Annotated in this window: 20 protein-coding genes; 16 read left to right on the top strand and 4 right to left on the bottom strand. The window is 42.9% G+C overall.

From position 1 onward, the window contains the following. Positions 1-12: 12 nt before the first annotated feature. From MKX36_RS13190 to MKX36_RS13155, 8 genes are all read left to right on the top strand, one after another. On the top strand, positions 13-1,494 hold the full coding sequence (locus MKX36_RS13190; RefSeq protein ID WP_165080684.1) for a sugar ABC transporter ATP-binding protein: 1,482 nt from the start codon (positions 13-15) through the stop codon (positions 1,492-1,494). 1 nt (position 1,495) lies between these two features. Next, positions 1,496-2,464 carry a ribose ABC transporter permease RbsC gene (gene rbsC / locus MKX36_RS13185; RefSeq protein WP_017427749.1) on the top strand — a complete coding sequence of 323 codons (969 nt, stop codon included), beginning with the start codon at positions 1,496-1,498 and terminating at the stop codon, positions 2,462-2,464. A gap of 35 nt (positions 2,465-2,499) precedes the next feature. Continuing rightward, positions 2,500-3,420: a ribose ABC transporter substrate-binding protein RbsB gene (rbsB, locus tag MKX36_RS13180; protein WP_019687388.1), complete on the top strand. Its 921-nt coding sequence runs from the start codon at positions 2,500-2,502 to the stop codon at positions 3,418-3,420. Between the two features lie 222 nt (positions 3,421-3,642). Then, complete coding sequence (locus tag MKX36_RS13175) at positions 3,643-4,650, top strand: ABC transporter substrate-binding protein (RefSeq protein ID WP_340864854.1); 1,008 nt, start codon at positions 3,643-3,645, stop codon at positions 4,648-4,650. Between the two features lie 32 nt (positions 4,651-4,682). Next, on the top strand, positions 4,683-6,398 hold the full coding sequence (locus MKX36_RS13170; RefSeq protein WP_340864853.1) for an ABC transporter ATP-binding protein: 1,716 nt from the start codon (positions 4,683-4,685) through the stop codon (positions 6,396-6,398). Positions 6,399-6,435: 37 nt separating this feature from the next. Then, positions 6,436-7,416 carry an ABC transporter substrate-binding protein gene (locus MKX36_RS13165; protein WP_222821774.1) on the top strand — a complete coding sequence of 327 codons (981 nt, stop codon included), beginning with the start codon at positions 6,436-6,438 and terminating at the stop codon, positions 7,414-7,416. Positions 7,417-7,645: 229 nt separating this feature from the next. Beyond that, complete coding sequence (locus tag MKX36_RS13160; protein WP_016820753.1) at positions 7,646-8,710, top strand: FecCD family ABC transporter permease; 1,065 nt, start codon at positions 7,646-7,648, stop codon at positions 8,708-8,710. Between the two features lies 1 nt (position 8,711). Further along, positions 8,712-9,758: a FecCD family ABC transporter permease gene (locus MKX36_RS13155; RefSeq protein ID WP_290409977.1), complete on the top strand. Its 1,047-nt coding sequence runs from the start codon at positions 8,712-8,714 to the stop codon at positions 9,756-9,758. A 79-nt stretch (positions 9,759-9,837) separates the two neighbouring features. Here the strand turns inward: MKX36_RS13155 and MKX36_RS13150 are convergent, their stop codons facing one another. Both MKX36_RS13150 and aiiA read right to left on the bottom strand, forming a co-directional pair. Continuing rightward, a complete protein-coding gene (locus MKX36_RS13150) occupies positions 9,838-10,005 on the bottom strand; it encodes a hypothetical protein (RefSeq protein WP_007432475.1) in 168 nt (55 codons plus the stop codon). A gap of 359 nt (positions 10,006-10,364) precedes the next feature. Then, positions 10,365-11,120, bottom strand: a complete 756-nt coding sequence (aiiA, locus tag MKX36_RS13145; RefSeq protein WP_290409976.1) for a quorum-quenching N-acyl homoserine lactonase AiiA — start codon at positions 11,118-11,120, stop codon at positions 10,365-10,367. Between the two features lie 465 nt (positions 11,121-11,585). Between aiiA and MKX36_RS13140 the strand changes: the two genes are divergently transcribed. From MKX36_RS13140 to MKX36_RS13120, 5 genes are all read left to right on the top strand, one after another. Then, positions 11,586-12,542, top strand: a complete 957-nt coding sequence (locus MKX36_RS13140; RefSeq protein WP_045244518.1) for a tyrosine-type recombinase/integrase — start codon at positions 11,586-11,588, stop codon at positions 12,540-12,542. A 244-nt stretch (positions 12,543-12,786) separates the two neighbouring features. Next, the gene (locus MKX36_RS13135) at positions 12,787-13,788 is read left to right on the top strand and encodes an ROK family protein (RefSeq protein WP_340864852.1); all 1,002 of its coding nucleotides are present in this window, start codon (positions 12,787-12,789) and stop codon (positions 13,786-13,788) included. 33 nt (positions 13,789-13,821) lie between these two features. Further along, the gene (locus MKX36_RS13130) at positions 13,822-15,042 is read left to right on the top strand and encodes an MFS transporter (protein WP_090890557.1); all 1,221 of its coding nucleotides are present in this window, start codon (positions 13,822-13,824) and stop codon (positions 15,040-15,042) included. 473 nt (positions 15,043-15,515) lie between these two features. After that, positions 15,516-16,322, top strand: a complete 807-nt coding sequence (locus tag MKX36_RS13125; protein WP_025364990.1) for an HAD-IIB family hydrolase — start codon at positions 15,516-15,518, stop codon at positions 16,320-16,322. A gap of 68 nt (positions 16,323-16,390) precedes the next feature. After that, entirely contained in the window at positions 16,391-17,296 is a 906-nt protein-coding gene (locus tag MKX36_RS13120; RefSeq protein ID WP_340864851.1) for an ROK family protein, read from the top strand. 117 nt (positions 17,297-17,413) lie between these two features. Here MKX36_RS13120 and MKX36_RS13115 read toward each other — a convergent pair whose 3' ends face one another. Continuing rightward, on the bottom strand, positions 17,414-19,375 hold the full coding sequence (locus MKX36_RS13115) for an endonuclease MutS2 (RefSeq protein WP_290415876.1): 1,962 nt from the start codon (positions 19,373-19,375) through the stop codon (positions 17,414-17,416). 701 nt (positions 19,376-20,076) lie between these two features. Here MKX36_RS13115 and MKX36_RS13110 point away from each other — a divergent pair. The 3 genes from MKX36_RS13110 to MKX36_RS13100 all read left to right on the top strand — a co-directional run bounded on the left by MKX36_RS13110 (position 20,077) and on the right by MKX36_RS13100 (position 24,764). Next, a complete protein-coding gene (locus MKX36_RS13110) occupies positions 20,077-21,066 on the top strand; it encodes a helix-turn-helix transcriptional regulator (RefSeq protein WP_031461547.1) in 990 nt (329 codons plus the stop codon). Positions 21,067-21,204: 138 nt separating this feature from the next. After that, a complete protein-coding gene (locus MKX36_RS13105; RefSeq protein WP_025364986.1) occupies positions 21,205-23,043 on the top strand; it encodes an ABC transporter ATP-binding protein in 1,839 nt (612 codons plus the stop codon). Beyond that, positions 23,043-24,764 (top strand): ABC transporter ATP-binding protein, encoded by a 1,722-nt coding sequence (locus MKX36_RS13100; protein WP_025364985.1) that lies wholly within the window; start codon positions 23,043-23,045, stop codon positions 24,762-24,764. The genes MKX36_RS13105 and MKX36_RS13100 overlap by 1 nt, the downstream gene beginning before the upstream one ends. An 83-nt stretch (positions 24,765-24,847) precedes the next feature. On the opposite strand, the gene MKX36_RS13095 is transcribed toward MKX36_RS13100, so the two are convergent. Further along, positions 24,848-26,062: an MFS transporter gene (locus MKX36_RS13095; RefSeq protein WP_044786038.1), complete on the bottom strand. Its 1,215-nt coding sequence runs from the start codon at positions 26,060-26,062 to the stop codon at positions 24,848-24,850. Positions 26,063-26,370 lie beyond the last annotated feature (308 nt).

Below are 26,370 nucleotides of genomic sequence, written 5' to 3'. Positions count from 1 at the left end.
GGGGGGAACAGCATGCAGATTCAAATGAAAGGAATTCACAAAGCCTTTGGAACCAATCAGGTACTAAGTGGTGTTGACTTTGATCTCCGTGAAGGAGAAGTACATGCCCTTATGGGTGAAAATGGTGCAGGCAAATCAACGCTGATGAATATTTTAATCGGACTGCATCGACGCGATGAGGGAACGATCATCATTGACGGTCAGGAAACCTATTTTGCCAACCCCAAGGAAGCGGAGCAAAAAGGAATTGCTTTTATTCACCAGGAACTGAATGTATGGCCAGAGATGACGGTACTGGAAAATCTATTTATCGGCAAGGAAATGACTTCTAAATGGGGATTACTAGATAGCTCTAAAATGAAAGCGCTAGCAAATGAGCAATTTAGCAAGCTTTCAGTAAACCTTCCTTTGAACGGTGAAGCAGGCGAGTGTTCAGTGGGTCAACAACAAATGATTGAAATAGCCAAAGCACTCATGACGGATGCCAAAGTGATCGTAATGGATGAGCCGACAGCAGCCTTAACCGAACGGGAAATACAAAAGCTGTTTGAGGTTATTACTTCCTTGAAAAAAGATGGTGTTTCAATTGTGTATATTTCTCACCGGATGGAGGAGATATTCGCGATCTGTGATCGGATTACCATTATGCGTGACGGAAAAACCGTAGATACTCAAGCGATCCCCGATACGAATTTTGACGAGGTTGTACGGAAAATGGTTGGCAGAGAGCTGACTGAACGCTACCCGGTAAGAACGCCTTCTTTGGGAGAAGTGGTGCTAGAGGTCAAAAACGCATCACATAAAGGTCTATTTGAAAATGTGAATTTTACAGTGCGCTCTGGGGAAATTGTAGGTTTTTCGGGCTTGATGGGCTCGGGACGGACCGAGATCATGCGGTCGTTATTTGGACTGGATACTTTGGATCGTGGTGAGATACACGTACGTGGGAAAAAGGTGTCTATTCGCAAGCCGGATGATGCAGTGAAACTAGGGATTGGCTTCATTACAGAAGATCGAAAAGATGAGGGCTTAGTGCTGGATTTTTCTATTCGGGAAAACATGGTGCTGACGAATCTGTTCAGTTTTACATCAAAAGGATTTATATCAGGCAAAAAAGAGATGGATTTTGTTAATACATTAATTAAGCGCTTACAAATCAAAACCCAATCAGCCGAAGCAACGGTTGGCAGTTTGTCAGGTGGCAATCAGCAAAAGGTGGTTATTGCCAAATGGGTAGGTATCGGTCCCAATGTGCTCATTCTTGACGAACCGACGAGAGGCGTGGATGTAGGAGCCAAACGGGAAATCTACCAGTTGATGAACGAACTGACCGAACGTGGAGTCGCAATTATCATGGTATCCTCAGAGCTTCCCGAGGTACTTGGCATGAGTGATCGTATTGTCGTGGTGCACGAGGGAAAGATCAGCGGAGAACTGAGCAGGGAAGAAGCCACACAAGAAAATATTATGACGCTAGCTACAGGAGGACAGTAATATGACAACTATGAATGAAGCAAAAGGTAGCAAAGGCATTCAAATATCACAAATCACACAGAAGCTTGGCCCATTGTTGGGGCTCATTATTTTGGTAATCATTGTATCGGCCTTGAATCCCAGCTTTTTGGAACCGCTTAATATTTTGAATTTATTGCGCCAGGTATCTATTAATGCGTTGATTGCGTTTGGTATGACCTTCGTTATTCTTACAGGCGGAATCGATTTGTCCGTCGGCTCCATATTAGCACTATCCAGTGCGTTTGTTGCAAATATGATGTTAGCCGGCTTCGATCCGATTTTGGCGATTATCATTGGGTGTGCATTGGGTGGCGTGATGGGAATGGTCAACGGCTTGATGATTACGAAAGGTAAAATGGCTCCGTTTATCGCCACACTCGCAACCATGACTATTTTTAGAGGATTAACATTAGTTTATACCAACGGTAACCCTATTACGGGGCTCGGAGACAGTTTGGTATTTCAATTATTCGGTCGTGGTTATCAGTTTGGTATTCCGGTCCCGGCGATTACGATGCTCATTACCTTTGCTGCTCTGTGGATCATTTTGCATAAAACACCTTTCGGACGCAAAACGTATGCCATCGGCGGCAACGAGAAAGCTTCGATTGTTTCAGGTATTAAAGTACCACGTGTAAAAATCTGGATTTACTCTTTGGCGGGAATGCTTTCCGCATTGGCGGGTGCTATCTTGACCTCACGTTTGAATTCAGCGCAGCCGACAGCAGGTGCTTCTTATGAACTGGATGCCATTGCGGCTGTCGTACTAGGTGGAACAAGCCTTTCGGGAGGACGCGGACGGATTGTAGGTACATTAATTGGTGTGCTAATCATCGGGACACTAAACAACGGCTTGAATTTGCTGGGGGTTAACTCTTTTTACCAAATGGTCGTAAAAGGGATCGTCATTGCTATTGCTGTATTGATTGATCGTAAAAAATCCGCATAATACACCTAATCTTGCATAGAAGGAGACACACAAATATGAAAAAGCTTACATTAATCATGACGGCCTTGCTGCTCCTGCTCATGACAGGGTGTTCCCTGGAACCGCCTGAATGGGCGAAGCCTAAAGCGGCCGCAGACCTGAAGGACATAAAAATCGGCTTGTCGATCTCAACATTGAATAATCCATTCTTCGTTTCCCTCAAAGACGGAGTTGTTGCAGAGGCCAAAAAACAAGGATTGCAGGTTATTGTGGTCGATGCACAAAATGATTCTGCGAAGCAAAGTAATGATGTGGATGATCTGATCCAACAGGGAGTAAATGCGTTACTCATTAATCCGACAGATTCGTCGGCTATCTCCACTGTGGTCCAGTCAGCGAATGCATTGAACATTCCTGTAATTACGCTGGACCGTTCCGCTGACAAAGGTGATGTGAAAGCGCTAGTCGCTTCAGACAACGTCGAGGGAGGACGGATGGCTGCCAGATACGTGATTGATCAAGTCGGAAAAGGCGCCAAGGTTATTGAGTTGGAAGGCGTTCCAGGCGCATCGGCTACCCGTGAACGTGGGAAAGGCTTCCATGAAGTGGCAGATAAGGACCTGAAGGTCATCGCCAAGCAGTCGGCTGATTTTGATCGGACCAAAGGTTTGAATGTGATGGAAAATCTACTGCAAGGCAACCCGGATGTTCAGGCGGTATTTGCCCACAATGATGAAATGGCGTTGGGAGCGATTGAAGCCATTCAAAGCTCTGGTAAGAATATTCCAGTCATCGGCTTTGATGGTAACGAGGATGCGCTTAAATCAATTAAGGAAGGGAAGCTGACAGCTACTGTGGCTCAGCAGCCTGAGTTGATTGGACAATTGGCAGTGCAAGCAGCCAAGGATGTACTTCAAGGTAAAACCGTGAAAACATCGATTCCCGCCAAACTGGAGTTAGTGGATCAATCCAAATAGGAATGGGCATGGGAACCAACCTATGAAGCATTCGAACTGATGCAAAGAATACGCATCAGTTCTTTTTTTTTTGGATATTTTGCCAAGACGATATATACACATAAATGGAAGTTTTTAATTTTTGTATTGTAAGAAGAGACGGTAAAAGATAGAATAACACTTGTATGATAATGAGAATCACTATCATTTTATAAAGGCATATATCTAAGGAGGACGTATATTGTGCAACAAAAGAACAGATTAAAAAGAGGAATTATGCTTGGTTTTGCCGTTTTTTTGATGGTTGTATTGGCTGCATGCGGAAATGCACCAAGTAGTAACCAGACCAATGACAAGAGTGGAACGGATGCCCTTAACGGACAATCCAAATCAGTTGCCACGCGCGAATATGTTGATGCCACTGGCAAAAAGATCAGTATCCCTGCAAATCCACAGCGGGTTGTCACGACACAATATTTGGATGCGATGCTGGCTTTAGGTGTTAAACCAGTAGGGGCTGCTTCTCATGTGTTAGAAGGCGACTATTTGAAAGGTAAGATTGACGGGATTGCTGATATTGGGAATCCGACAAATGTGGAAAAGGTATTAGAGCTACAACCTGATCTGATTATAGCAACAGAAGATACCTCGCCAGAAGTGAGGGAGCAACTGGAGAAGATTGCTCCAACCGTAGCTGTTTCTTTTGGAGATGGAGATGTATTTAAGCAACTGCGGGATGTCGCAGCCGTACTAGGTAAGGACAAGGAAGCCGATCAGTGGATTGCTAGTTTTGACAAAAAGGCTGAAGAAGGTCGAAAAAAGATGGCTGGAAAATTCAAGAAAGATGAAACGATTACCATTTATATGACCTACGGTAAGGACGTGCTGAGAGTGTACGGGGCGCGAAATGTAGGACATGTCATCTACCGTTCACTGGAATTGAATCCTCCAGAGTACATACGTCAGAAGCTCGCAAAGGACCCGAAGTATAACTTTGTATACGATAGCATTTCGATGGAAAAACTGCCTGAACTGTCAGGAGATCGTATTATTATGCTGGTTTACGATGAAGCGACTAAGGACGGAATGTTGAAGGAAATTGAACAAAGTGCGCTGTGGAGAAATCTCCCGGCTGTCAAAAACCACAAAGTGTATTTCATCAAGGCCGATCCTTGGTTTACCTACTCACCACTGGCTATCGATCAATCACTGGATGAGGCCGTTAACATGTTTTCCGTCGAACCTAAATAATCAGCTCATTTAAATAGGAAGGGAGAAGTCTTATGCTAAGACGATTTTTTGAATATTACCATCCCTACCGGACTTTGTTTATCATTGATTTTACTTGCGCCATACTAGCTGCACTGCTGGAGTTAGCTTTTCCGCTTGCAGTCAATCGGGTAGTTGATGATTTGCTACCCACTGGAAATTGGAAATGGATTTTATTTGCCTGTTTATCTTTGCTTGGGATTTATGTCGTAAGCGCCGGATTGAACTATGTCGTTACCTATTGGGGACACAAGCTGGGGATTAACATTGAGTCAGATATGCGTAAAAAGCTGTTTGATCGAGTACAAAAGCAATCCTTTCGCTTTTTTGACAATAACAAAACAGGCCATCTAGTCTCCCGTATGACCAACGATCTGATGGATATCGGAGAGATTGCCCACCACGGACCTGAAGATTTGTTCATCGCACTGATGACCCTGGGCGGGGCTTTCGGTATCATGCTCAGCATTAACTGGAAACTAGCAGTTCTGACGTTTATTATCGTTCCACTAATGATTTACCTGTCCTTGTACTTTAGTCGTAAAATGAATGCTGCATTCCATCGTATGTTTTCTGATATTGCGGATTACAACGCCCGGATTGAAAATAACATTAGCGGTATCCGTGTTGTTCAAGCGTTTTCCAACGAAGCACATGAAATGGATCGTTTTGCTGAGAATAATGGACGGTTTCGTAAAACAAAGCTGATCGCATATCGCATTATGGCGTGGAATTCTTCAATTAGCTTTATTCTGATGAAACTGGTCTCTTTGTTTGTGCTTGTATGTGGAACATGGTTTGTTATTAAGGGGCAGATGTCCTATGGGGAATTTATCGCATTTGTAATGCTGTCCAATGTATTCCTCGCACCCATTAAACAAATTAACTCCGTCATTGAAACGTATCCCAAAGGAATTGCCGGCTTCCGACGTTACTTGGATTTGCTGGAAAGTGAATCTGACGTAGAGGATCTTCCAGGTGCGAAGACCGTTAAGCATCTCAACGGAGATATTCAATTTGAAGGTGTAACATTTGGCTATGAAAACAAAGACAAGGTACTGCGCAAAGTGGACCTTGCTATTCATGCGGGAGAAACTGTAGCTCTTGTGGGTCCTTCAGGAGCAGGCAAAACGACACTTTGCAGCTTGCTGCCACGCTTCTATGATGTCGAGGAAGGCAGCATTAAGATTGATGATATGGATATCCGTGAACTGAAACTGGATTCGCTGCGGTCCATGATTGGAATCGTACAGCAGGATGTATTCCTTTTTGATGGAACGATTCGTGAAAATATCGCTTACGGCAAACTTGATGCTTCAGAAGACGAAATCTGGGATGCTGCCCGTCGAGCCCAGATTGAAGAACTTGTTCGATCCTATCCAGAGGGGCTGGATACGATGATCGGTGAGCGAGGCGTAAAGCTGTCCGGTGGTCAAAAGCAACGTTTATCCATTGCCCGGATGTTTCTGAAAAATCCTCCAATTCTTATTTTGGATGAAGCGACATCAGCATTGGATACAGAGACAGAAGCTGCAATTCAGCAAGCTCTGACAGAGCTATCTCAAGGTCGCACGACACTCGTGATTGCCCATCGTCTGGCAACGATTAAAAATGCTGACCGCATTATTGTAGTTGCAGATCAAGGGATTGCCGAGCAAGGAAAACATGAAGAATTAATGGCTGTAAAAGGTGCATATAGCCGCCTGCACCAAGCTCAGTATGGAACGTAAGAGTCAATTGCGACTCCGTAAATAGAGAGAGGAATGAATGAGTTTGACAAAGAAAATGTGGATTGTGACGATGCTTTTGTCAGTCATTGTCATTCTTAGCGCCTGTGGTGGAAAGGTAAATCAGCCAGAAGAAAAGCAGAATCAAGCTTCTGATGAACCAAAGTCGGCTGTAACCAAAACAGTCAACACGATTCATGGAGATATTCAGATACCTGCCCATCCTCAACGGATTGTAGTGGATTTATACCAAAATGATTTATTAGCACTAGGTATCAAACCTGTCGGAAGTGTGAAGTATTTTCTAGACAATCCATACTCGAAGGATCTTGTACAGGGCATTGAAAGCATAGGAGACCGCAGTAGCGTATCCGTGGAAAAAGTATTGACTCTGCAGCCGGATTTGATTCTGATTGCTTCCAAGGATGCTTCTGAATATGAGAAATACAGTAAGATTGCTCCGACTCTCGTTATTCCTTATGGAACATACAAGAATGTGCATGAGGAACTGACAGCTTTTGGTGAGCTGCTGGGAAAAGAACAGGAAGCCAAAACATGGCTTGCCCAATACGACCAGCGATTGCAAGCTGCACGTGACAAATTAAAGGGAATTGTTCAACCCGGGGATACTTTCACAGTAATGGAAGCCACAGATAAAGAATACTATGTATACGGTGATAATTTTGGCAGAGGAGGACAGGCGGTTTATAGAGGATTGAATTTGACACCTCCACCACTTGTCCAAAAAGAACTATTAGGCGAGACTCAATGGAAGTCAATTTCCAAGGAAGTTATTAATCAATATGCTGGCTCTTACATTTTTCTGACGGTTAACAAGGATTTGAGTGGTTATGAAGGAGACAGCATATGGAAATCACTGAGTGCGGTCCGTAATGGGAAGGTTTTTGAGCTTCAGGAGGATCGATACTGGTACTTCGATCCTATCGCTATTATGGGGCAAGCTGAAGAATTGGCAGATATGATCGTCCAGCGGAATAATGAAAACGTCTCACAGAAGTAATGGTTTCGGTAATGTTGGCAGCCCTTTGGTATTTTTGCCGGAGGGCTTTGTTTTTTCACAAAATAGCAGGGCATTAGAGAATCGTCGAAATTTTGCTATTGAAGCCGTTGCCACATTAATTTACAATAGTAAAGATTGCATGATAATAATTCTCATTATCAGACATTATCTCCACTACAGGTTTTCGTGATACCTACATACTATTCAACAGTAAGGGTGAACCATAGTTATGAAATTATCAGAATCTTCGGATAGTCCTGCTCAAAGTAATCACAATCAGCCGCCGACTCAATTCCACTCGCGGCCATGGGCGGCTTCGCTTATCCTGACAGCCGGATTAGCACTGTTAGCGTTCGGTATCGCTCTGTCCTTATCATTTGGTGCAGCCTCAATCAGACTGGAGGAAGTCTGGAACGCCGTCTTTCATTTTAATCCAGAGCTGCAAAACCATCAAATTATATGGGAAATCCGACTACCTCGGATTCTGGGTGGTGTGTTAATCGGAGTTTGTTTTGCCGTAGCAGGAGCCATTATGCAGGGAATGACCCGCAATCCGCTTGCGGACTCTGGCTTGCTTGGGCTGAATTCGGGCGCCAGCTTGACGATGGCGATTTGCTTTGCTCTTTTTCCGGGTACTTCCTTTTTGCAGTTAATGTTGTATTCTTTTGTAGGTGCAGCCTTGGCAGTTGTGATGGTCTATGGTACAAGCGCTATTTCCAAATCAGGTATTACGCCAGTTCGTCTTGTATTGGCGGGTGCAGCTGTCACGGCGTTGCTGTCTGCCTTAGGTGATACGATCAGTTTATATTTTAATGTTGGACAGGATTTGGCCTTTTGGTATGCTGGAGGACTTAGTGGGACCAAGTGGGTTCAGCTAGGCATTGTTGTTCCATGGGTTGTGGCAGCTTTTATCGGTGCTCTCATGTTATCACGCTCCATTACGTTACTTAGCCTAGGAGACGAAATTGCATTGAGTCTTGGTCAGCGAACTGGGATGGTAAAGGTCGCCGGTATGATTCTCGTATTGATCCTGGCGGGTGCCGCGGTATCGTTGGTTGGTTCTATAGGGTTCGTAGGGTTGATTATTCCCCACATCACGCGCAAACTGGTTGGGGTCGATTATCGCTGGATTATTCCTTGTTCGGCTATTATGGGAGCTTTACTTATCGTTTTTGCCGATCTGGCGGCCCGTATGATTAACGCACCTGAGGAAACACCAGTGGGCGTACTTATTGCCTTAATTGGTGTTCCATTCTTCCTTTATCTGGCACGTAAAGAAAGGAGGGCACTGTAAGATGAGTAACGTTACGAATGGTGCTATTGCCAAAGCAAGTCACCGTAAAAAAATCCATGATTGGATCGTTGTTATCATTTTGCTTGTATTGCTCATTACTGCATTCACCATAAGCGCGAATACAGGAACGATTCGGCTTTCGCCAATGGAGCTTTTTAGAACCTTGTTTGGACAAGGGACTCCACAGCAGGAATTAATTCTCTTTGAATTCCGGTTGCCGCGAATGGTTATTTCCATTCTGATTGGCGCAGGTTTGGCTGTTTCCGGTTGCATTATGCAGGGGGTATCGCGTAACAGCCTAGCGGACCCTGGTATTCTGGGGATTAATGCAGGCGCCGGGCTGATGGTTATGCTGTTTGTACTGCTTTTCCCATCGATGCAAACGATGAATTCATTATTTTTACTTCCCGCTCTTGCGCTCATTGGATCGGGAGCGGCTGCTATTCTGATTTATGCTCTTTCTTACAAAAAAGGCGAAGGTATTTCTCCGACAAGGCTATTGCTGAGCGGAATTGGGGTAGCGGCGGGTATCAGTGCTACCATGATCATTATGACTCTTAAGTTAACACCTGAAAGCTACACGTTTGTAGCTAATTGGTTAGCAGGAAGCATATGGGGTTCAAATTGGAAATTCGTAATGGCTCTGCTGCCTTGGCTAATTGTATTGCTTCCTTTCGCATACTATAAAGCAAATGTTATGAATGTGCTTAATTTGGGGGATCAGACGGCATCCGGGTTAGGTACACCTATCGAAAAGGAACGTATTCTTCTCCTCGCGGCTGCGGTCGGACTGGCTAGTTCAAGTGTGTCGGTTAGTGGCGGAATCGGTTTTGTCGGTTTGGTAGCTCCACATTTGGCAAGAAAGCTGGTGGGTCCGAAGCATAAAATGCTGCTTGTAACGTGTGCTTTAGTCGGAGCACTCCTGGTACTTGTAGCGGATACGATCACACGAGCCTTACCTTTACAGAAAGAAATTCCGACAGGATTAATTGTTGCCATCATAGGTGCGCCATACTTCTTATATCTGCTGAGTCGCTCAAAAGGATAAAAAATAAAAAATAACCTTCAACACCACTAAGGAAGTGGAACTGAAGGTTATTTTTTATTTCTTGTAGCAGCCTTTCATCTCAACGGGAAGTATTCAAGGCATGAGAGGTTTGATGCAACTCTCTGATCATTTTATGCAACGTGTAATTTTCCTGCCGTGTCACACCGTGTTGATTTTCCTGAACCAGCAGCTGATGAATGTTTCGTTTTAAAATCTCACTTCGACGTTCCAGCATTTCGGTACTCATAAATAAATGAACACTCCCTTTGTCAAGAATAAATCTACATTTTAGAAATAAGCATAGACTGAATATAAGGTTGCCTTTCGACTTCTTTAAGTATATCGTGCTGGATGATCAAGGGAAAACGGAACGAGACAGCAAAATACTTATCCTCATCATCCATAACGTGTCGACAGCTACTCACCCCATGAGTTCTTAGATATACTTCCTTATGCTGGCGATAACAGGAGATTAGGGACAATTAGCTTCATATATATGGAATCACTTATCAATTTGCTGGAAGCTGTGGTGAGGAGCCAATCAAAACTGCAAAGGTTACAACTACCTAATGAGAAGAAAAGAATAAGAGGCTACAACATTTATCATTATTTATATTGTGGATATACCGGCTGAACAGCTACTTGCTCAGGATCATGACCGAAGAACAGCAGACTCGGCTTGACCTCCTGCACAATCTGCTGAATACGGGCAATTGACTGGCGTGTCTGTTCACGGTCAAAGCCGTCAAATGGCACGTCGTTTGCGTAATTCTCCTGAGTGTAGGCAACATCAATCGTCAGCATGATCGGACCCGATTCCTTTGTTGTGATCAGCGCGGACTGATGACCCGGCGAATGACCCGGAGTATAGAGCAGTTGCAAGCCCGGAACCAGCTCATGGTCCCCTTGGAGCAGTCGGTAATTCAAGTTCGTCTGCACGCATTCCGGCGGCGCATACTCTAGATTACCGATCGCAGCTTCTGCTTCGGTCTGCTGCACATAAATCGGTGTATTCGGAAAATGCGGATTGCCTCCGGCATGATCCATATGCATATGGGAGATAACGATGGCATGAATATCGTCTGGTTGATAGCCGATCCGATCCAGTACTGCCACGATACTATCATCGGCTGTCATACGGGGGATGAAGCGTCCTTCAAACGGTGTACTTTTAAAATAATCTGGGTTGTCGATAAACGAATCTGGCATACCGGTATCTATGAGGATCGGACCGTGATCTGTCTCCAGCAGATACGACCAGATTTGCAGACGCACCAGTTCACCGGGCTGTGCATGATGGTTGAGTGAGGAGCGATCAATATCAAGCTGACCGACCGGCAACCAGTGCAATTTGTTAATCATACAATCATCCTCCAGTATTAGTTTACATAATAATTATTATGTAGTATATAAACGAAATTATAGCTGGCAGAAAATGATGCTTGTACTTCATTGTAAGATAGGGCGATGGAGTCTCATGCTTTCGCCGTAATCCCACTCTTTCAAAAATTAATTTCTAATAGTTTAAATGATAAGGCATGTAGGCGTCCAGCAGGAATCTGCCGTCAGACAGGCAGTATGTGTTGACGTATAATCGGATGAACAAAAAAGGGTAAGTACATAGACTGGACAAGAGAGACACGCTTTATTTATACTTAAAAAGGGCTCAAAAAACTGCGTATAATATAAATTATACGCAGTTTAGGTTTAAAACGACTTTTAGATGCTCTCCTGCATAAGATGTCGATTGGATTGTCGATAAAAATCAGACGAAAATGATCGTTTTACAGCATTTTTTGGATTTTGAACTGAATGGAGGCAAGCACGATGAAAAAAGAACTGCGTCATATGGATCTGGATACTATAGACGAAATTGATGAAGTGTATAATGAGGAGCTGGAAGCATTTTTGATCTGGATGAAGGATGCCGGATATACGATACATACGCAAAAAAATTACACAGGGGATGTAAAACAGTTTTTACGTACATTGCGTGATAAACCACTCGACCAGGTGAAAAAGATTCATGTGATGTCATATTTATCTAAAGCGCGGGAGGGAGGCGCCGGAGATAGTACGCGGAACCGGAAGCATGCTGCGGTGAATAGTTTTTTTAGAGCGCTACAGGAATTTGAATTATGCAGCACCAATCCGGCAGCGGGAATCAAAAAAGCAAAGACTGAAAAGAATCGTATGCCCGTTTATCTGGACGAGAAGGACATTCAGCCATTTTTGCTTGCGGTGGAAGGGAAATATGCAAATCGTAATATGGCTATTTTTCTGCTCATGGTCTACATGGGATTGCGGGTGGGGGAGGTTCATTCTTTGAATGTCTCGGATTACAGCCGAGAAAGACGCACATTAGATGTGTTCGGTAAAGGGCGTAAATGGCGTACCCTGCCAGTACCAACGGCTGTATGTGATTTTATAGAGCAAGCGTTGGAGGAAAGATTGACGCCGTGGAGAGGTAAAGAAGACGCGATGTTCGTATCCCAAAAAGGCCGACGTCTGGCAGTGCGTTCTATTCAACAGATTGCTACAGAAACGTTTGAACGATTCCAGCAAGAAAAGGGTATAGAACGTCGAGAGGCTTATTCCAGTCATAAGCTGCGGCATACATTTGCGACGATGCTATTACGTAAGGGAGCAGATCTACGTACCGTACAGGAGCTATTAGGTCACTCATCCATCCAAACGACAACGGTATATACTCATGTTACAGATCGAGAAAAAGAAAAAGCGATGGATAAGCTGGATATTCAGATCCCAATAACGGGATTGTAAGTATGTTCCACGAGTGTATTGTATAATGAAATAAATTGAGTTTACATAAATGTTATTATGTAAACTCAATTAAAAGAATTAAAACTTGAATTGTAAATTGTAACCATGATTTCATGTTCTTATTTAATAGCCAGTATCCTATGCTCTTGACAAAGGTAATATTTTGCTACAAGATTAGTGAGATCACTTTATAAATATGGTTTATGAAGTGATCTCACTAATTTTGTAAACAAAGGAGCACTGTATGGAAAAAGCCAATACAAATTTAATTAAAGAAATAAACTTGAATCTGGTTCGCAAAGTATTGAAGCAGGTTAGCAAGGCCACAAAGCCCCAACTGGCCGCATTGACTGATTTAAGCGTGGTGACTATCAACACTCTTATGCAGGAATTGCTTAATAATGGAGAAATTTTTGAAGATGAAATCGTTCCTTCAAATGGTGGTAGACATGCGTTAACCTATCGTTTTAATTATGAGTATAGTCTGGCACTGATTATACACATTAATGAAAAACAAGGAATGGATGTAGTATCGACCACGGTAGTTAATTTAAACGAGGACGTCCTCATGAAAGAAGAACATCCCTTCCGAATTTTTGATGCTACACAATTTTATTCCATAATTCAAGATATCATTTCTCTTTATCCCTCCATTAAAGTTATTGGTATTGGAATCCCAGGACAATCTGTAGATGGAGAGATTACAGTCAGCAGTCATGAAAGGTTGAATGGAATTCGGCTGGCAGAGGATGTGCAGAGCCAATTTGGTTTACCAGTTATTGTGGAGAATGATGTAAATGCGGCTGTATGTGGATACGTTTACAGAGAACAGATTGATGAAGATCAATGTGTGCTGGCTGTCTATTTTCCTGAAAATTCACCACCGGGGATGGGAATTTATTTGCGTAATGGGGTTTTAAAGGGCAAGCATGGATTGGCTGGTGAAATCAAATTCCTTCCGTCTATAGTTTGGGATGAAAGCAAGGGAAGAGAAGTTTTTTTCAATAGTGTATGTGAAATTATTCAAATATTACAGTCTGTATTCGATCCTAATCAAATTGTGGTCTATAGAGAGAATATAGAAGAAGAGGTTTTCTATCATTTTTTGGAAGCCTACAAAGCTAAGCATGAGATGCCTTTGTATCCTGACATTGTTCTCTCAGATTTATTTTATGAAGATTTTAAAACAGGGTTGAGAGGATTAACTCTAAAAGAATTAGAACGTCCTATTATTGTCTTTAAATAATGACATCATCATATTGAGCAGAGGAGGAGAGGAATGTTGGCAACCTGGTTTCTGATTATTATTTATCTAGCGTTTATTAGCTTGGGAATCCCGGATTCCCTGTTTGGGGCAGCATGGCCTGTGATGTGGCCGGAACTTGGGGCAGCTTTTGGGTCAGCTGGAATAGTATCCATGGTCGTTGCAGGCGGAACCATTGTATCAAGTCTAGCTAGCGGAAGTATCATTGAAAAAATAGGCACAGGTAAGATTACTCTAATGAGCTGCTTTTTGACTGCAGGAGCGTTACTTGGATTTTCTTTTGCGCCTTCATTATTTTGGCTTGTACTATTAGCAATCCCTCTTGGACTTGGCGGGGGAGCTGTTGATGCAGCACTCAATCAGTATGTGGCTACTCATTATAAGGCACATCATATGAGTTGGCTGCATTGCTTTTGGGGAGTTGGAGCTACCATGGGGCCGATAATTATGTCTTTCTACATTTCGAACTACAATTCATGGAGAAGTGGTTACACAGCCGTATCCATGATTCAGTGGGGCCTTGTTATTATTTTGCTCATTACACTGCCATTATGGAAACGTGTTACCGCGATACAAAATCCCATTATTTCTGAATCCCCATCAGACTACTCACAGATGGATGACAATATCGTACATGTTGAGAACATACCCAAACAAAATCCAATTCGAATGAAAGGAGTTAAGAACACGCTCATTGCTTTTTTGTTTTATTGTGGTGTGGAAGCCACGGTGGGCTTATGGGGAGCCAGCTATTTGGTAGGCGCAAGGAACATCACAGCCGACACTGCTGCTGGTTGGATATCTTTATACTATGGTGGAATCACGGTTGGCAGGCTTATTACGGGGTTTGTAACTATAAAAATAAATAATGGTATGTTAATCCGAATTGGCCAACTTACTGCTGTTGCAGGAGGACTCATTTTGTTGCTTCCTTTGCCTGTTGCCTTTTTATTACCCGGTTTTATTCTTATTGGTTTAGGGCTTGCGCCGATTTACCCTGGACTTCTTCATGAAACACCAACACGGTTTGGTAAGGAAAATTCCGCTAAACTCATGGGGTATCAAATGGCAGTTGCTTATACAGGAACGACTTTGCTCCCGCCCATTTTTGGGATTATAGCTTCACAGGTAAGTATTCATTTTTTTCCAGTTGCAGTCGTTGTTTTCCTTCTTTTTATGCTGCTCAGTTCAGAACAAGTGAATCGGATACTGAAGAAGAAAATTTTGAAGAGTTAAGACAAATTACAACTTGACCTGAAACGCGTTTCATCGGCTAAAGTAAATATATAACCTAAAAGAGAAAGGAGAGTACCCTATGATCTCACTCATTTTATTATGTTTAGTTATATGGGGGGGAACGTATTGTTGTTTAGTGTTATCAAGAGATCCTATAGAAGTAAAGCCTTACCGCTCCATCGATGATTTTTTCGAGTAGCTTTGTATCCACTTAATAAAGGTTCTTTTTTTACTCACTTTATTAACATGTTTAATTAAGTCATTTATGAAGTGAATCGAATCTGTTTCGAGCCCATTACATTGGATAGGTTTTGCTAAAGGTCGAGATACGAATACAAGGGAGTGGGACAATGTGGGGATTGAAAATGTCTTAGGTTAATAGAGACTTTGATATTGATCCCTGGAAAGAACATAAAAAACCGTAAGTATGAACTGACAGGTAGGAAACTCTAACAATTAAGGGAGGCTTATTTATGTTTAAACTGGTAGTAAGTGATTTGGATGGTACTTTTCTGAACAATAGTGGTACTTTTGATGTTGAATTATTTAATCAGGTGTACGGAGAGATGAAAGAAAATAATATCGCCTTTGTTGCTTGTACAGGTAAGCAATGTGAAAGAGTAGAAGAGTTGTTTGATGAGCACGGAAAAGGAATCTGGATTTTGGGAGACAGTGCTACTCGTATTAAAAGGGATGGAGTTGTTGTAAAAGAGTTTACAATTGAACGTAATTTGGCATTACAAGCGATCAGTCAAATTGAAGCTTTCGCTAAGGATTTTATTATCATCGCATGTACAACTGAAGCAGCCTATGTCCACTCTCAAATTCAAGAGGAATATTACAAGATTGTGAAGGGCTCCTACAAGGAAGTGCTGAAGATTGATTCGTTTGATCAAATAAATAGCAACTTTCTTAAAATAACTGTTTACGATCCATCAGGGAGAAGTTCCATTTTAAGAAAACATGTTGAAAAGACGCTGCTAGACCAAATTTATATTGTAGATTCTGAAGCAAATTGGCTGGATATTACAGCCCTTCATACCCATAAAGGGGAGACGGTAAGAAAACTCCAAGAGATATTGGGTGTTACTATGGACGAAACCATGTCTTTTGGAGATGGTGAAAATGACGTGGAGCTTATGAGTATTGCCAAATACAGTTTTGCTGTAAAAAATGCTTGTGAGAATACTAAAAATGCAGCAAGTTTTATCACCAAATCCAATGAAGAGAACGGTGTGTTATTAACGATAAAGAAAATGATGGATTTACAAAAGCATTAATATTAATTATCGTTATTAAGAGATACACTCCAGATTTCACACTACCCAATGAGAGGACTATAAGCACCATGAAAAATAAAATACTGGTTTTTGATATTGGTGGCTCTTTTATTAAATTCAGTTTATATTTTCAAGATAAATTTATGACGAAAGGTAAAGTTGCTACACCATTAGATTCACTAGAGAATCTGCTTATAGTCTTGAAGCAAATTCATAATCAGTTTATAGATGAATGTGAAGGAGTAGCCGTCAGCATGCCAGGTATTGTGGACTCGGTCACTGGTCATATGGTGCATGGTGGTTCGTTAAGGTATATAAACGATATCAATATGATCGAAGTTTTCAAGAAAGCGTTTCATTTGCCTGTAGCTATTGAAAGTGATGGGAAGTGTGCAGCTCTTGGAGAAGTATGGCGCGGCTCACTACAGGGGATCGCTGATGGTGTTGTTTTGGTAGTTGGAACAGGAATGGGCGGTGGAATCATCTCTCAAGGGAAATTGCTGAAAGGCCATCATTTATCGGCTGGGGAATTCTCCTTCATCAGAACTAACAATGAGCATGCAGACAATGTTGATTATCTGCTTGGTATGCAAGGGAGTAGTTCTGTTTTAGCTAAAACTGTTGCCAAGGCTAAAGGACTTCCTGAAGATACTATAACAGGTGAAAAAGTATTCAAGCTTATTGAAGAAGATGATCACACGGTACAAAAGATTTTTCAAGAATACTGTAGGAACATCGCAACACAAATTATTAATTTACAAACAATTCTTGACCCTCAAAAGTTTGTGATCGGGGGAGGCATATCTGCCAATCCTTTGCTGGTTGCTACCATTAAAGAAGAATTAGAGAAACTTTACCTGCATTCGATCTTAAATTTTGTGCGTGCAGATATTGAACAAAGTAAGTTAGGCAATGAAGCGAATTTGCTAGGTGCTATATACAACTACATGCAGTCACACCATCTTGAGGTATAAGATAAAATAAAAGCAAAAGAGCGTGCCTTGAACTTAAGACACGCCTTTTTTCTTTTGTTAGTTTACATAATATATATTATGTTTATTTGTTTGATACGTATAACATTTCAAAGCAACTTATTTTTCATTTTCCGAGGGAGATTCAATTATTAGCCCCTGAACATGCTTGCGCGTTAGAAGCTTCCGTTTTTTGCGGTTTTCCTTTGTTTCTAAAACAATATCCAAATCATAGTCGTCAGGATACAATTCTGTTGCAGCGATGTGAAGAGTGAGCCTCTTTTTGTTTATGATCAGCTTTTGTCCTTGAATCAAAATTCCAACATTGCCTCGTTCATCCTCGGTTTTGTAAACAATACCGGTTCGATCTAGGTAGCTGGCATAAACACTATCTCCAAGAGCAAATGGCTTGGTTATGAGCGGGTGCTCTTGTTTTCCCTGTTTTGCGACTGTGCGGTCTGTAGATGCTTTTTTAGAGGCAGGTTTATATACATCGTCAGACTTTTTATCATCAAAAGAAGGGGGAATAACCAAAAACTCCTGTGCATCCTGAGACGTTCTTCCAGCAGAAATGGCCTCAGAACGCTCGATAATGCGAGTCCACATGCCTAGCTTCAAAGCAATTGCGTATGCGTAGCTTTCCCCGGCCTCGCCGATGCGAAGTCGGTACAAGGGTTGCAACGTTTCGGTATCAAACTCCATACGAGCATTTTGGAACCCCGGTGTGTTTTCAGCAAAATGCTTGATTTCGCTAAAGTGCGTGGTAGCCACTACTGTCGCACGGCGACGATGAAATTCTTCCAGCAGCGCGATAGATAGGCCTACGCCTTCTCCCGGATCAGTGCCAGAGGCCATTTCGTCGATCAGGATCAGAGTAGAGCTGCCTGCCGTTTCCAAAATGCCAATCATATTGCGAATATGAGCAGAAAAGGTGCTCAAAGCATGTTCAATGCTTTGGCCATCCCCGATGTCTACCACAATGTCCTCGAATACAGCCATTCGGCTACCTTGCAAAACAGGTACCAGCAGGCCGGATTGCACCATGAGTGTTAACAAACCTACGCTTTTGAGAGCCATCGTTTTTCCGCCTGTATTCGGACCGGTAATAATAAGTGAAGAATAACCTTCACCAATTGAGAAATCAAGCGGCACCATTGTATGGGCCATCAATGGGTGACGTGCACCATAGATATCTATTATCCCATCATCGTTAAGCTCGACAGAGACAGCATCCAGAGTCATAGCGTATTTGGCTTTAGCTAATAAAAAATCCAGTATGCCTACCGTCTCTGTATTAATGCTTAGTTCACGGTTGTATGACTCAGCCATTGCGGTCAGGTCTCCTAGCACTTTCATTTCCTCTTTTGATTCTTCTGCCATATTTGCGCTCTGTTCGAATTGCAGATTTATGATCTCGGCAGGTTCCACATAGACGGTCTGACCGCTACCAGACTCATCCAGTACATTGCCTTTCACCTGTTTGCGGAATTCTTTTTTGATCGGAAGGACGTAACGGCCATTGCGCTGACTGATCATATTTTCCTGCATGATGGATCGGTGACGGCTGATAAGAGAATCTAGTTTCCTCTTGATACGTTCTTCAGTAACTGCAATTTTTTTGCGAATTTTAGCTAGTTCTTTACTGGCATTATCCGTTACTCGACCCGAGTAAATGCATCTCTCGATTTCGGATAGGAGTGACTCCATGTCATACATGGAAGAGGCATAAGCACTGACGGTTGGAGCTGAATCCGCCTTGGCATGCATATATTTCATCAGCTGCATGCAGCTTCTGATGAATTGGGCCAAATGAGAAAAATCACGCTCGCTGAACATATAGCCAGTTCCCAAGAGGTGCAGAATGTGCTCCATTCCTTCCAATGAAGGAACAGGTACGCTAGCTCCGTGGCGAATGAGCTGTAAAGCTTCGCTCGTTTCGTTAAGACGAATTTTGATTGTACGGATATCTGTAATTGGCTGCATGGAAGCGGCATGCTGCTTACCTAGGTACGAAAAAGCACATTCAGACACTCTTGTTGTAATCTGATCATATTCCAAACGCAACATTGTAGTTTCATTCATGGATAAATCTCTCCTTTAGTTGTGTATTGACAGGATTTTTTAAAACCTTTCTGAAAAACAAAAAAAGGGCGGAGAATGAACAAAACGTTCATTCTCCGCCCTTTAAGGGAGAGGGAGTGTATCATCAAATAAGCCTATAATCCAGCATGTGCTCTCATCAATTCTGCGTTTTAATCCACAGGCCAACCAACATATCAGTTCATTGGCTTATGAATAGAAAAACGTGTAAAAGGAGTTCACAAAAGTTGGAAACAAAAAAAACGTGCTGAACACAGCACGGAATAAGGCCTAGATGAAAATAATCCCTAAGGCGATTTATGATATCCGCATGTTCTTAACTAATACCAGGGTAAAAACTCAGCAAGAAACAAACCTGTCCCTAAAGGGTACAAGAGCCTGATGGTCTTCCCTGAATATGCAATTGCTTAGTTAAGAACGTTCACCGACATTAAAATCTCTCCCTTAATTGAAGATCTATCCATAATATACGATCAGACAGGTAATGAAGTCAAGGAAGACTTCTTCAATTCGATGTAAAAGTGACCATGAGATAATGGGTTTATGTAATATATATTATGTAAACCCATTACTCAACGAATGATTATCATCTTTTAATTGAGAATGATAATCATTATAATTGTAATGGTGAATGAAACTCGTATGTCCTGCGAATCCAGCTATAAGAAGGAAGTGATGACAAGATGAAGACACAAACTTCACCGTCTACTTTTAATGAATATTTTAATCAGATAATCGATTCCAACTTAATGATTCATGAAAATAGCTCCACTCCAGCAGGAATACAGCACGAACATTTTTATCAGATACCCGAAAAGTGGGGAGACGGAATACATCGAACACATTTTTTACGCAATGGCCTTGAGCTATCACAAAGCAAAATGTTATTTCATGAGCCAGTCCAGATATCAAGAAGAATTGATAAGCCTTATCTGGAGTTGGCACTAAACATCGATTATTCCGCCACTTGGTCTGTGGATGATTTTCGTTCAGATCGTGAGCACGGGGGACATGTACAGCTCGTCTACATGAATGATGTGAAGATTCACGCAGAGATAGCAGCTAGTAATGTGATGAATCATCTAGAGCTGCGTTTTAATCCATTGCTATGGCGAGAGTTACTACAGGAACTGGGTATTCGTTTGGAGCAGTCTTTTGCTTGCATGGAAGCGTTGATTACTCCTGATATGCGGGCTATTGCTCAGGAATTGTCGTCTCATTCTTATGAGGGCATAACCCGTCAGCTTTTCTTGGAGAGCAAGACGCTGGAATTGATGGCTCTGTTTTTGCAAGAAATACGCACTTCTCCACCTAAACTTTCTATGACAATTAAACCCACTGATGTGCAATGTATTCACGAGGCGCGAGACATTTTACTCCGTACACTGGTTCAGCCTCCCAGTCTGATTCGGTTGGCACAGATGGTACATATTAATGAGCAAAAACTGAAAAATGGCTTTAAAGAGCTATTCGGCACAACAGTATTTGGCTTTGTGCGCCAGCAGAGACTGGAAAAAGCCAAGCAACTGCTAGAACAGGAGCAGATTTCAGTCAGTGAAGCGTCAGCGATAGTCGGCTATAGTAACTTTAGTCATTTTGCCGCACTATTCCGTAAAACATATGGCTACAATCCAAGTGCCTACCGAAAAAATAAGAATTTATGCTCCTTATAAAACCTTCATCTTTATAAAACTCTCCTTCCAGTGGTGATGTTTCTCCCGGAATTGGCGGTAGGAAGCAGAATGTGAGCCTACAATAGACACAGGCTCAAGCATTCTGCAACTGCCGTATTTGGAAAGGAGAAATGATTCATGCAACCAAAAACGGGCATTGCCCGATTACTTCAAATCGCTGGGGAAAAACGCGGATTACTTGCTGTTTCCGCTTTATTTTCCGGTTTAAGTGCTATTTTCATGCTGGTGCCTTATGCTTCAGTTTATTTTGTACTCAAGGAGCTACTTGAGCACGCTGCACAACCTACAACAGCAGACGGGCCATTGATGATTCAATGGGGACTGATTGCTTTAGCAGGTTTATTAGCCAGCCTTATTACAATGTACATCGGCGGGCTTATCTCACATATTGCGGCTTTCCGTATTTTATACGGCTTACGCGTCAAGCTGTCTGCGCACATCGGTAAACTCCCCTTAGGATGGCTTAATGGCACTTCCACGGGGGCTGTCAAAAAGACCTTGGAGCAAAATGTGGAAAAAGTAGAGACGTTTGTCGCTCATCAATTACCGGATCTGGTGCAGGTTATCGTGACAGCAGTAGTGATGATTGTTGCCATGTTTAGCTTGAATATATGGTTGGCGTTCGCTTGTATCGTGCCGATTCTGCTTGCTTTCACCGTTCAAATGAGGCTGATCGGTGGCTCCAAAACACAGGATAACATCAAGGAATATTACAACTCACTGGAACGTCTAAACGGATCGGCTGTGCAGTATGTCCGTGGTATACCCGCAATCAAGGTGTTTGGACAGACGGTGCATTCGTTTCGTAAGTTTTATTCCGATATGGTGCATTATCGTGAATATTGCATGAGATTCACTGACCAATTTGAAACTGGTTTTCTCGTCTTTAAGGTAATTATTGGCTCATTCGCTGCTTTTGTACTTCCTGTCGGTGTATACCTGTTGAGTGGTAACCCGCAGAATGTTGCATTTGCCTCGGTGTTACTATTTTTTCTGGTAATGGCCCCCGGGGTGTCAGCACCCATGTTTAAAATTATGCATCTCATGTCTTCAATGCGTGATATTAATGAAGGCGTTGATCGGATTGACCGTATTTTTAAAGAACCTGCAATACAAGAGCCAGCACATCCGCAAAAGCCGACTACTTATGATGTGCAGTTCGAGCAAGTTTTCTTTTCCTATGGAAACACAGAAGAGGTTAACAAGCATGAGGACGGAGATGACAATCCATCGACCTATGTGCTGTCTAATATCACTTTTACGGCAAGACAAGGGAAAATGACCGCTTTAGTCGGCCCGTCTGGTTCCGGTAAATCGACGATCGCCAATTTGGTGCCGCGTTTTTGGGATGTACAGAAAGGTGCAATCCGCATTGGTGGGGCCGATATCCGCCTGATGAGCACATCTAACCTGATGGATACGGTTGCTTTTGTATTTCAGGAAACTTTTTTGTTTTATGACTCCGTATTTAACAATATTGCCGTAGGTGATGCGAAGGCTTCTATGGAGCAGGTTATAGCGGCTGCAAAGGCAGCACAGTGTCATGAGTTCATTTGTAAGCTGCCGAACGGCTATGATACGCTCATCGGAGCTGGAGGGGTATACCTATCGGGCGGAGAAGAGCAGCGACTTGCGGTAGCACGTGCCATTCTCAAAAATGCACCTATTCTCGTATTGGATGAAGCTACGGCATTTGCTGATCCTGAAAATGAATATGAAATGCAGCTGGCATTAAAAGAACTAATGAAAAACAAGACGGTTATTGTTATTGCACACCGTTTGTCTACTATTCAGCATGCGGATCAGATTCTGGTGCTTCAGGAAGGACGTATTGCTGAACGGGGTCAGCACAGTGAGTTGCTGGAAGTAAACGGCCTGTATGCCCACTTATGGCAGGCCTACACGGATGTCGGACAATGGCAGATTGGGGCACGGGAAGAGGAGGCGGCTCAATGATGAGAATGTTGCAAAGTATCACGGCTGGAAATCCAAGGGTACTGTTAAAACCGGTATTATACACAACCTTAGCCAATATCGCAGGGTTGGTTCCTTTTGCCTTGCTGGTAGGGGCGGCCCGTCTGATTTTCGAGCCTTTCATCCATCCGGGAGCTTCGCTCCAATCTGCTGGCTTATGGTGGATTAGTGGAGGTCTGCTCCTGTCGCTACTTCTGCTGTTTCTGTGTGAGATTCCGGCTTATCGTTCCCAATACCGTGGAGCCTATGATGCCTCGGTAACCGGGAGGTCGCGTCTAGCTGAGCATTTGCGTAGACTATCTCTGGGATTTCTGAACAAACGCGATCCCGGTGACCTAGCCAATATGATGATGGGTGATTTTACAATGGTGGAACATGGGATTTCCCATTTGGTGCCGCAGATGATCGGGGCGGTGACGATGCCGCTTCTGGCATTAATTGGATTATCCTTTTTAGATTGGCGGATGGCGCTGGCATTGTTTGCTGCTTTTCCGGTGGCCATTTTGTTGGTATTGCTTACTTCCCGTATCCAGCGGCGGCTGGGGGCCAATCATATGCGTGCCAAAATCAATGCTGCGAATCGTCTACAGGAGTATTTAAATGGTATTCGGGTGATTAAAGCCTACCAGCTAACTGGTGAGCGTTTTGTCCGGCTGGAGCTTGCGTTTAGAGAACTGATGCGGCACAGCATCCGTATTGAAGGGTTGTTAGGACCGATTGTATTGGCTGCTATTGCTTTCATGCGGTCTGGCTTGACGTGGATGGTTATGATCGGTGTATATCTACTGCTGGCGGGTCAGATGGATGTTATTGTGTTTGTTTCTTTTCTGATTGTAGGAACACGTATTTATGATCCCCTAACCACTGCACTTGTAAACTTCGCTGAATTTAGATACCACGAGCAGGCAGGTGAACGTATCGTCCAATTGCTGAACGAGCCAGTGATGCCGGGTGACCAGTTGCCTTCGGAGAGACACGATATTGAACTAAGAAACGTAAGTTTTGGATATGGTGATCAGCCAGTATTGCGGAATGTGAGTATGTCTATGCCGTTTCGTTCTTTCACAGCACTAGTAGGACCCTCCGGCAGCGGAAAAAGTACGGTATTGCGGATGATTGCCCGCTTTTACGACCCGGATCAGGGCAGCGTGCTATTAGGTGGAAACAACATACAACAGATGAATACGGAAGCGCTATTGCGCAAGATATCTATGGTGTTCCAGGATGTATATCTGTTTCAAGATACCATTGCGAACAATATTCGATTTGGCAAAAGCGATGCTACACAGGAAGAAATCGAAGCTGCTGCTCGCCAAGCTTGTTGCCATGATTTTATATCCAGGCTACCCAAGGGATATGATACCCGGGTAGGTGAGGGAGGCAGTACGTTATCGGGCGGCGAGAAACAGAGGATATCCATTGCCCGCGCTATACTTAAAAATTCGCCGATTGTTTTGCTAGATGAAGCTACGTCTTCGCTGGACCCTGAGAATGAAAGGGATATTCAGCAGGCTATTAATCGTCTTGTACAAGGTCGAACAGTTATTGCGATTGCTCATCGGCTCAAAACGATTCGAAACGCAGACCGTATTGTAGTTTTGGACAAAGGAAGGGTCGTGGAGCAGGGAAGACATGATGAACTGTTGGATAACAACGGCCTATATGCACGATTGTGGAACAGACAGCATGAGGTAAGAGAGTAATAGTCTGTATGATCTCAGGATACAAACATTAAGAAACCGCCCCGGGAGATGTCATATCTACCAAGGGCGGTTTCTTGTGATTGTTATTCAGAATCATCGGCTATGACAGCTTGTACAGGCTGCCTGTCACGTAGCAATGGTAACAACAGCATCGCTCCCAGTAAAAATAAACCGGCACTCACGGTATATACGGTGTTCAGGGAGGATTCGCGTTTGAGTGTACCGCCGATGCTCATACCCACGACCATCATCCCCGAGAACAGGGGAGAGAGGGCACCACCGACGCGGCCGATAAAAGCAGCTTCGGCATTTTTCATCATCATCGTGTTGATACCAATATGAATGCAAGGATAAAATAGACCGCTGAGTACTTGCAATGCCATTGTCAGCACAATATTGTGCGACCATCCGACTCCAAAGGTTGTCAGTGTGCTGACCAGAAGTCCAGTCGCCAGCAGCAATTGCGGCTGGACTTTTTTGGCAACCCCCATAATCAGACCGCCGCCCAACAGCATAGCCGCTCCGTTCGCCATTAATGGCCATTGAAGAAATTCCTTGTTTTGCCCAAGGTTCTCGATAGCTACAAAAACCATTAATGGTTGAATAAGTCCGACGGCCAGCCCAATTATGGTAAATGTTCCTCCAAGCGTGCGAAGTGTACGGTTATTCCATACATAATGTATTCCTTCTTTAAGCTCTTCAATGAAATGTGTTGGTCGATCTATCTCAATTACTTGCTCATCTTGTGGGATACGAGTTAGAACAAGCGCAGAGATAAGAAACAACATTCCGGTTATAGACAATGAAGAGAAAATTCCAAAGTGTTGATAAATAAATGTACCGACGACAGGACCGATAACCATAAATAATGCCATGAGAGACTGAAAAAGAGCCATCACTCCCTGAAGCTGTTCTGGTGCTACATGCTGCTTTAATATTTTCATCGCAGATGGCTGAGAAAATTGAGATAGAATGGCCGAAAAGAAAGTGGATAGCAAGAGCACCTGCCATGACCCGTACCACAATGCGAGCAACACGATAAAAATAGACGCGGCCGACAGCAGATCGCAACTAACCATTGTCCGTTTAGGCCGCCAACGATCTGCAAATGTACCTCCAATGATGGCAAACAGAAAGATAGGCGCAAATTCAGCGACCGAAATGAGCGATACGTATACAGGATCATTATGGGTCAGATCTGTTACATACAACAGTATGGCAAAGTTCCGCACCCAGATGCCCAAATTTAGCAACGCATTGGAGGCGATAATGGTCCTTATATATGGATTTTTAAACAACAACAAACTCTCCTTTCTTATTTTCAGAGTATTTCCTTGAATATTTTTATAAACAAAATTATAATTCGTCTATATAATAATAGATAATATAATAAATATACTGCTATTTAGTCAAATGTTTTTTGTAATCCCTGAATAAAATAGAGGATAGAAAAGGAAATAGTCAATCATGCAAAAAAGCGGATTAGAATAGAAGAGGGGTGGAGCACTACATATTTACAAATTGGATGGGATATCCAAATAAAAAAACGAAATTACATAATAAATATTATGTTAACTATTACGTGTCTATTATCTATCAGAATCTG

This window comes from Paenibacillus sp. FSL W8-0439, from assembly GCF_038008995.1.
Lineage (GTDB): Bacteria > Bacillota > Bacilli > Paenibacillales > Paenibacillaceae > Paenibacillus > Paenibacillus polymyxa.
This window is presented reverse-complemented; position numbering and strand designations above follow the sequence as displayed.

Coding starts and splice junctions, on each gene's coding strand:
- MKX36_RS13190 (WP_165080684.1), top strand. CDS start 13: ATGCAGATTCAAATGAAAGGAATTCACAAAGCCTTTGGAACCAATCAG.
- rbsC (WP_017427749.1), top strand. CDS start 1,496: ATGACAACTATGAATGAAGCAAAAGGTAGCAAAGGCATTCAAATATCA.
- rbsB (WP_019687388.1), top strand. CDS start 2,500: ATGAAAAAGCTTACATTAATCATGACGGCCTTGCTGCTCCTGCTCATG.
- MKX36_RS13170 (WP_340864853.1), top strand. CDS start 4,683: ATGCTAAGACGATTTTTTGAATATTACCATCCCTACCGGACTTTGTTT.
- MKX36_RS13165 (WP_222821774.1), top strand. CDS start 6,436: ATGAGTTTGACAAAGAAAATGTGGATTGTGACGATGCTTTTGTCAGTC.
- MKX36_RS13160 (WP_016820753.1), top strand. CDS start 7,646: ATGAAATTATCAGAATCTTCGGATAGTCCTGCTCAAAGTAATCACAAT.
- MKX36_RS13155 (WP_290409977.1), top strand. CDS start 8,712: ATGAGTAACGTTACGAATGGTGCTATTGCCAAAGCAAGTCACCGTAAA.
- MKX36_RS13150 (WP_007432475.1), bottom strand. CDS start 10,005: ATGAGTACCGAAATGCTGGAACGTCGAAGTGAGATTTTAAAACGAAAC.
- aiiA (WP_290409976.1), bottom strand. CDS start 11,120: ATGATTAACAAATTGCACTGGTTGCCGGTCGGTCAGCTTGATATTGAT.
- MKX36_RS13140 (WP_045244518.1), top strand. CDS start 11,586: ATGAAAAAAGAACTGCGTCATATGGATCTGGATACTATAGACGAAATT.
- MKX36_RS13135 (WP_340864852.1), top strand. CDS start 12,787: ATGGAAAAAGCCAATACAAATTTAATTAAAGAAATAAACTTGAATCTG.
- MKX36_RS13130 (WP_090890557.1), top strand. CDS start 13,822: ATGTTGGCAACCTGGTTTCTGATTATTATTTATCTAGCGTTTATTAGC.
- MKX36_RS13125 (WP_025364990.1), top strand. CDS start 15,516: ATGTTTAAACTGGTAGTAAGTGATTTGGATGGTACTTTTCTGAACAAT.
- MKX36_RS13120 (WP_340864851.1), top strand. CDS start 16,391: ATGAAAAATAAAATACTGGTTTTTGATATTGGTGGCTCTTTTATTAAA.
- MKX36_RS13115 (WP_290415876.1), bottom strand. CDS start 19,375: ATGAATGAAACTACAATGTTGCGTTTGGAATATGATCAGATTACAACA.
- MKX36_RS13110 (WP_031461547.1), top strand. CDS start 20,077: ATGAAGACACAAACTTCACCGTCTACTTTTAATGAATATTTTAATCAG.
- MKX36_RS13105 (WP_025364986.1), top strand. CDS start 21,205: ATGCAACCAAAAACGGGCATTGCCCGATTACTTCAAATCGCTGGGGAA.
- MKX36_RS13100 (WP_025364985.1), top strand. CDS start 23,043: ATGAGAATGTTGCAAAGTATCACGGCTGGAAATCCAAGGGTACTGTTA.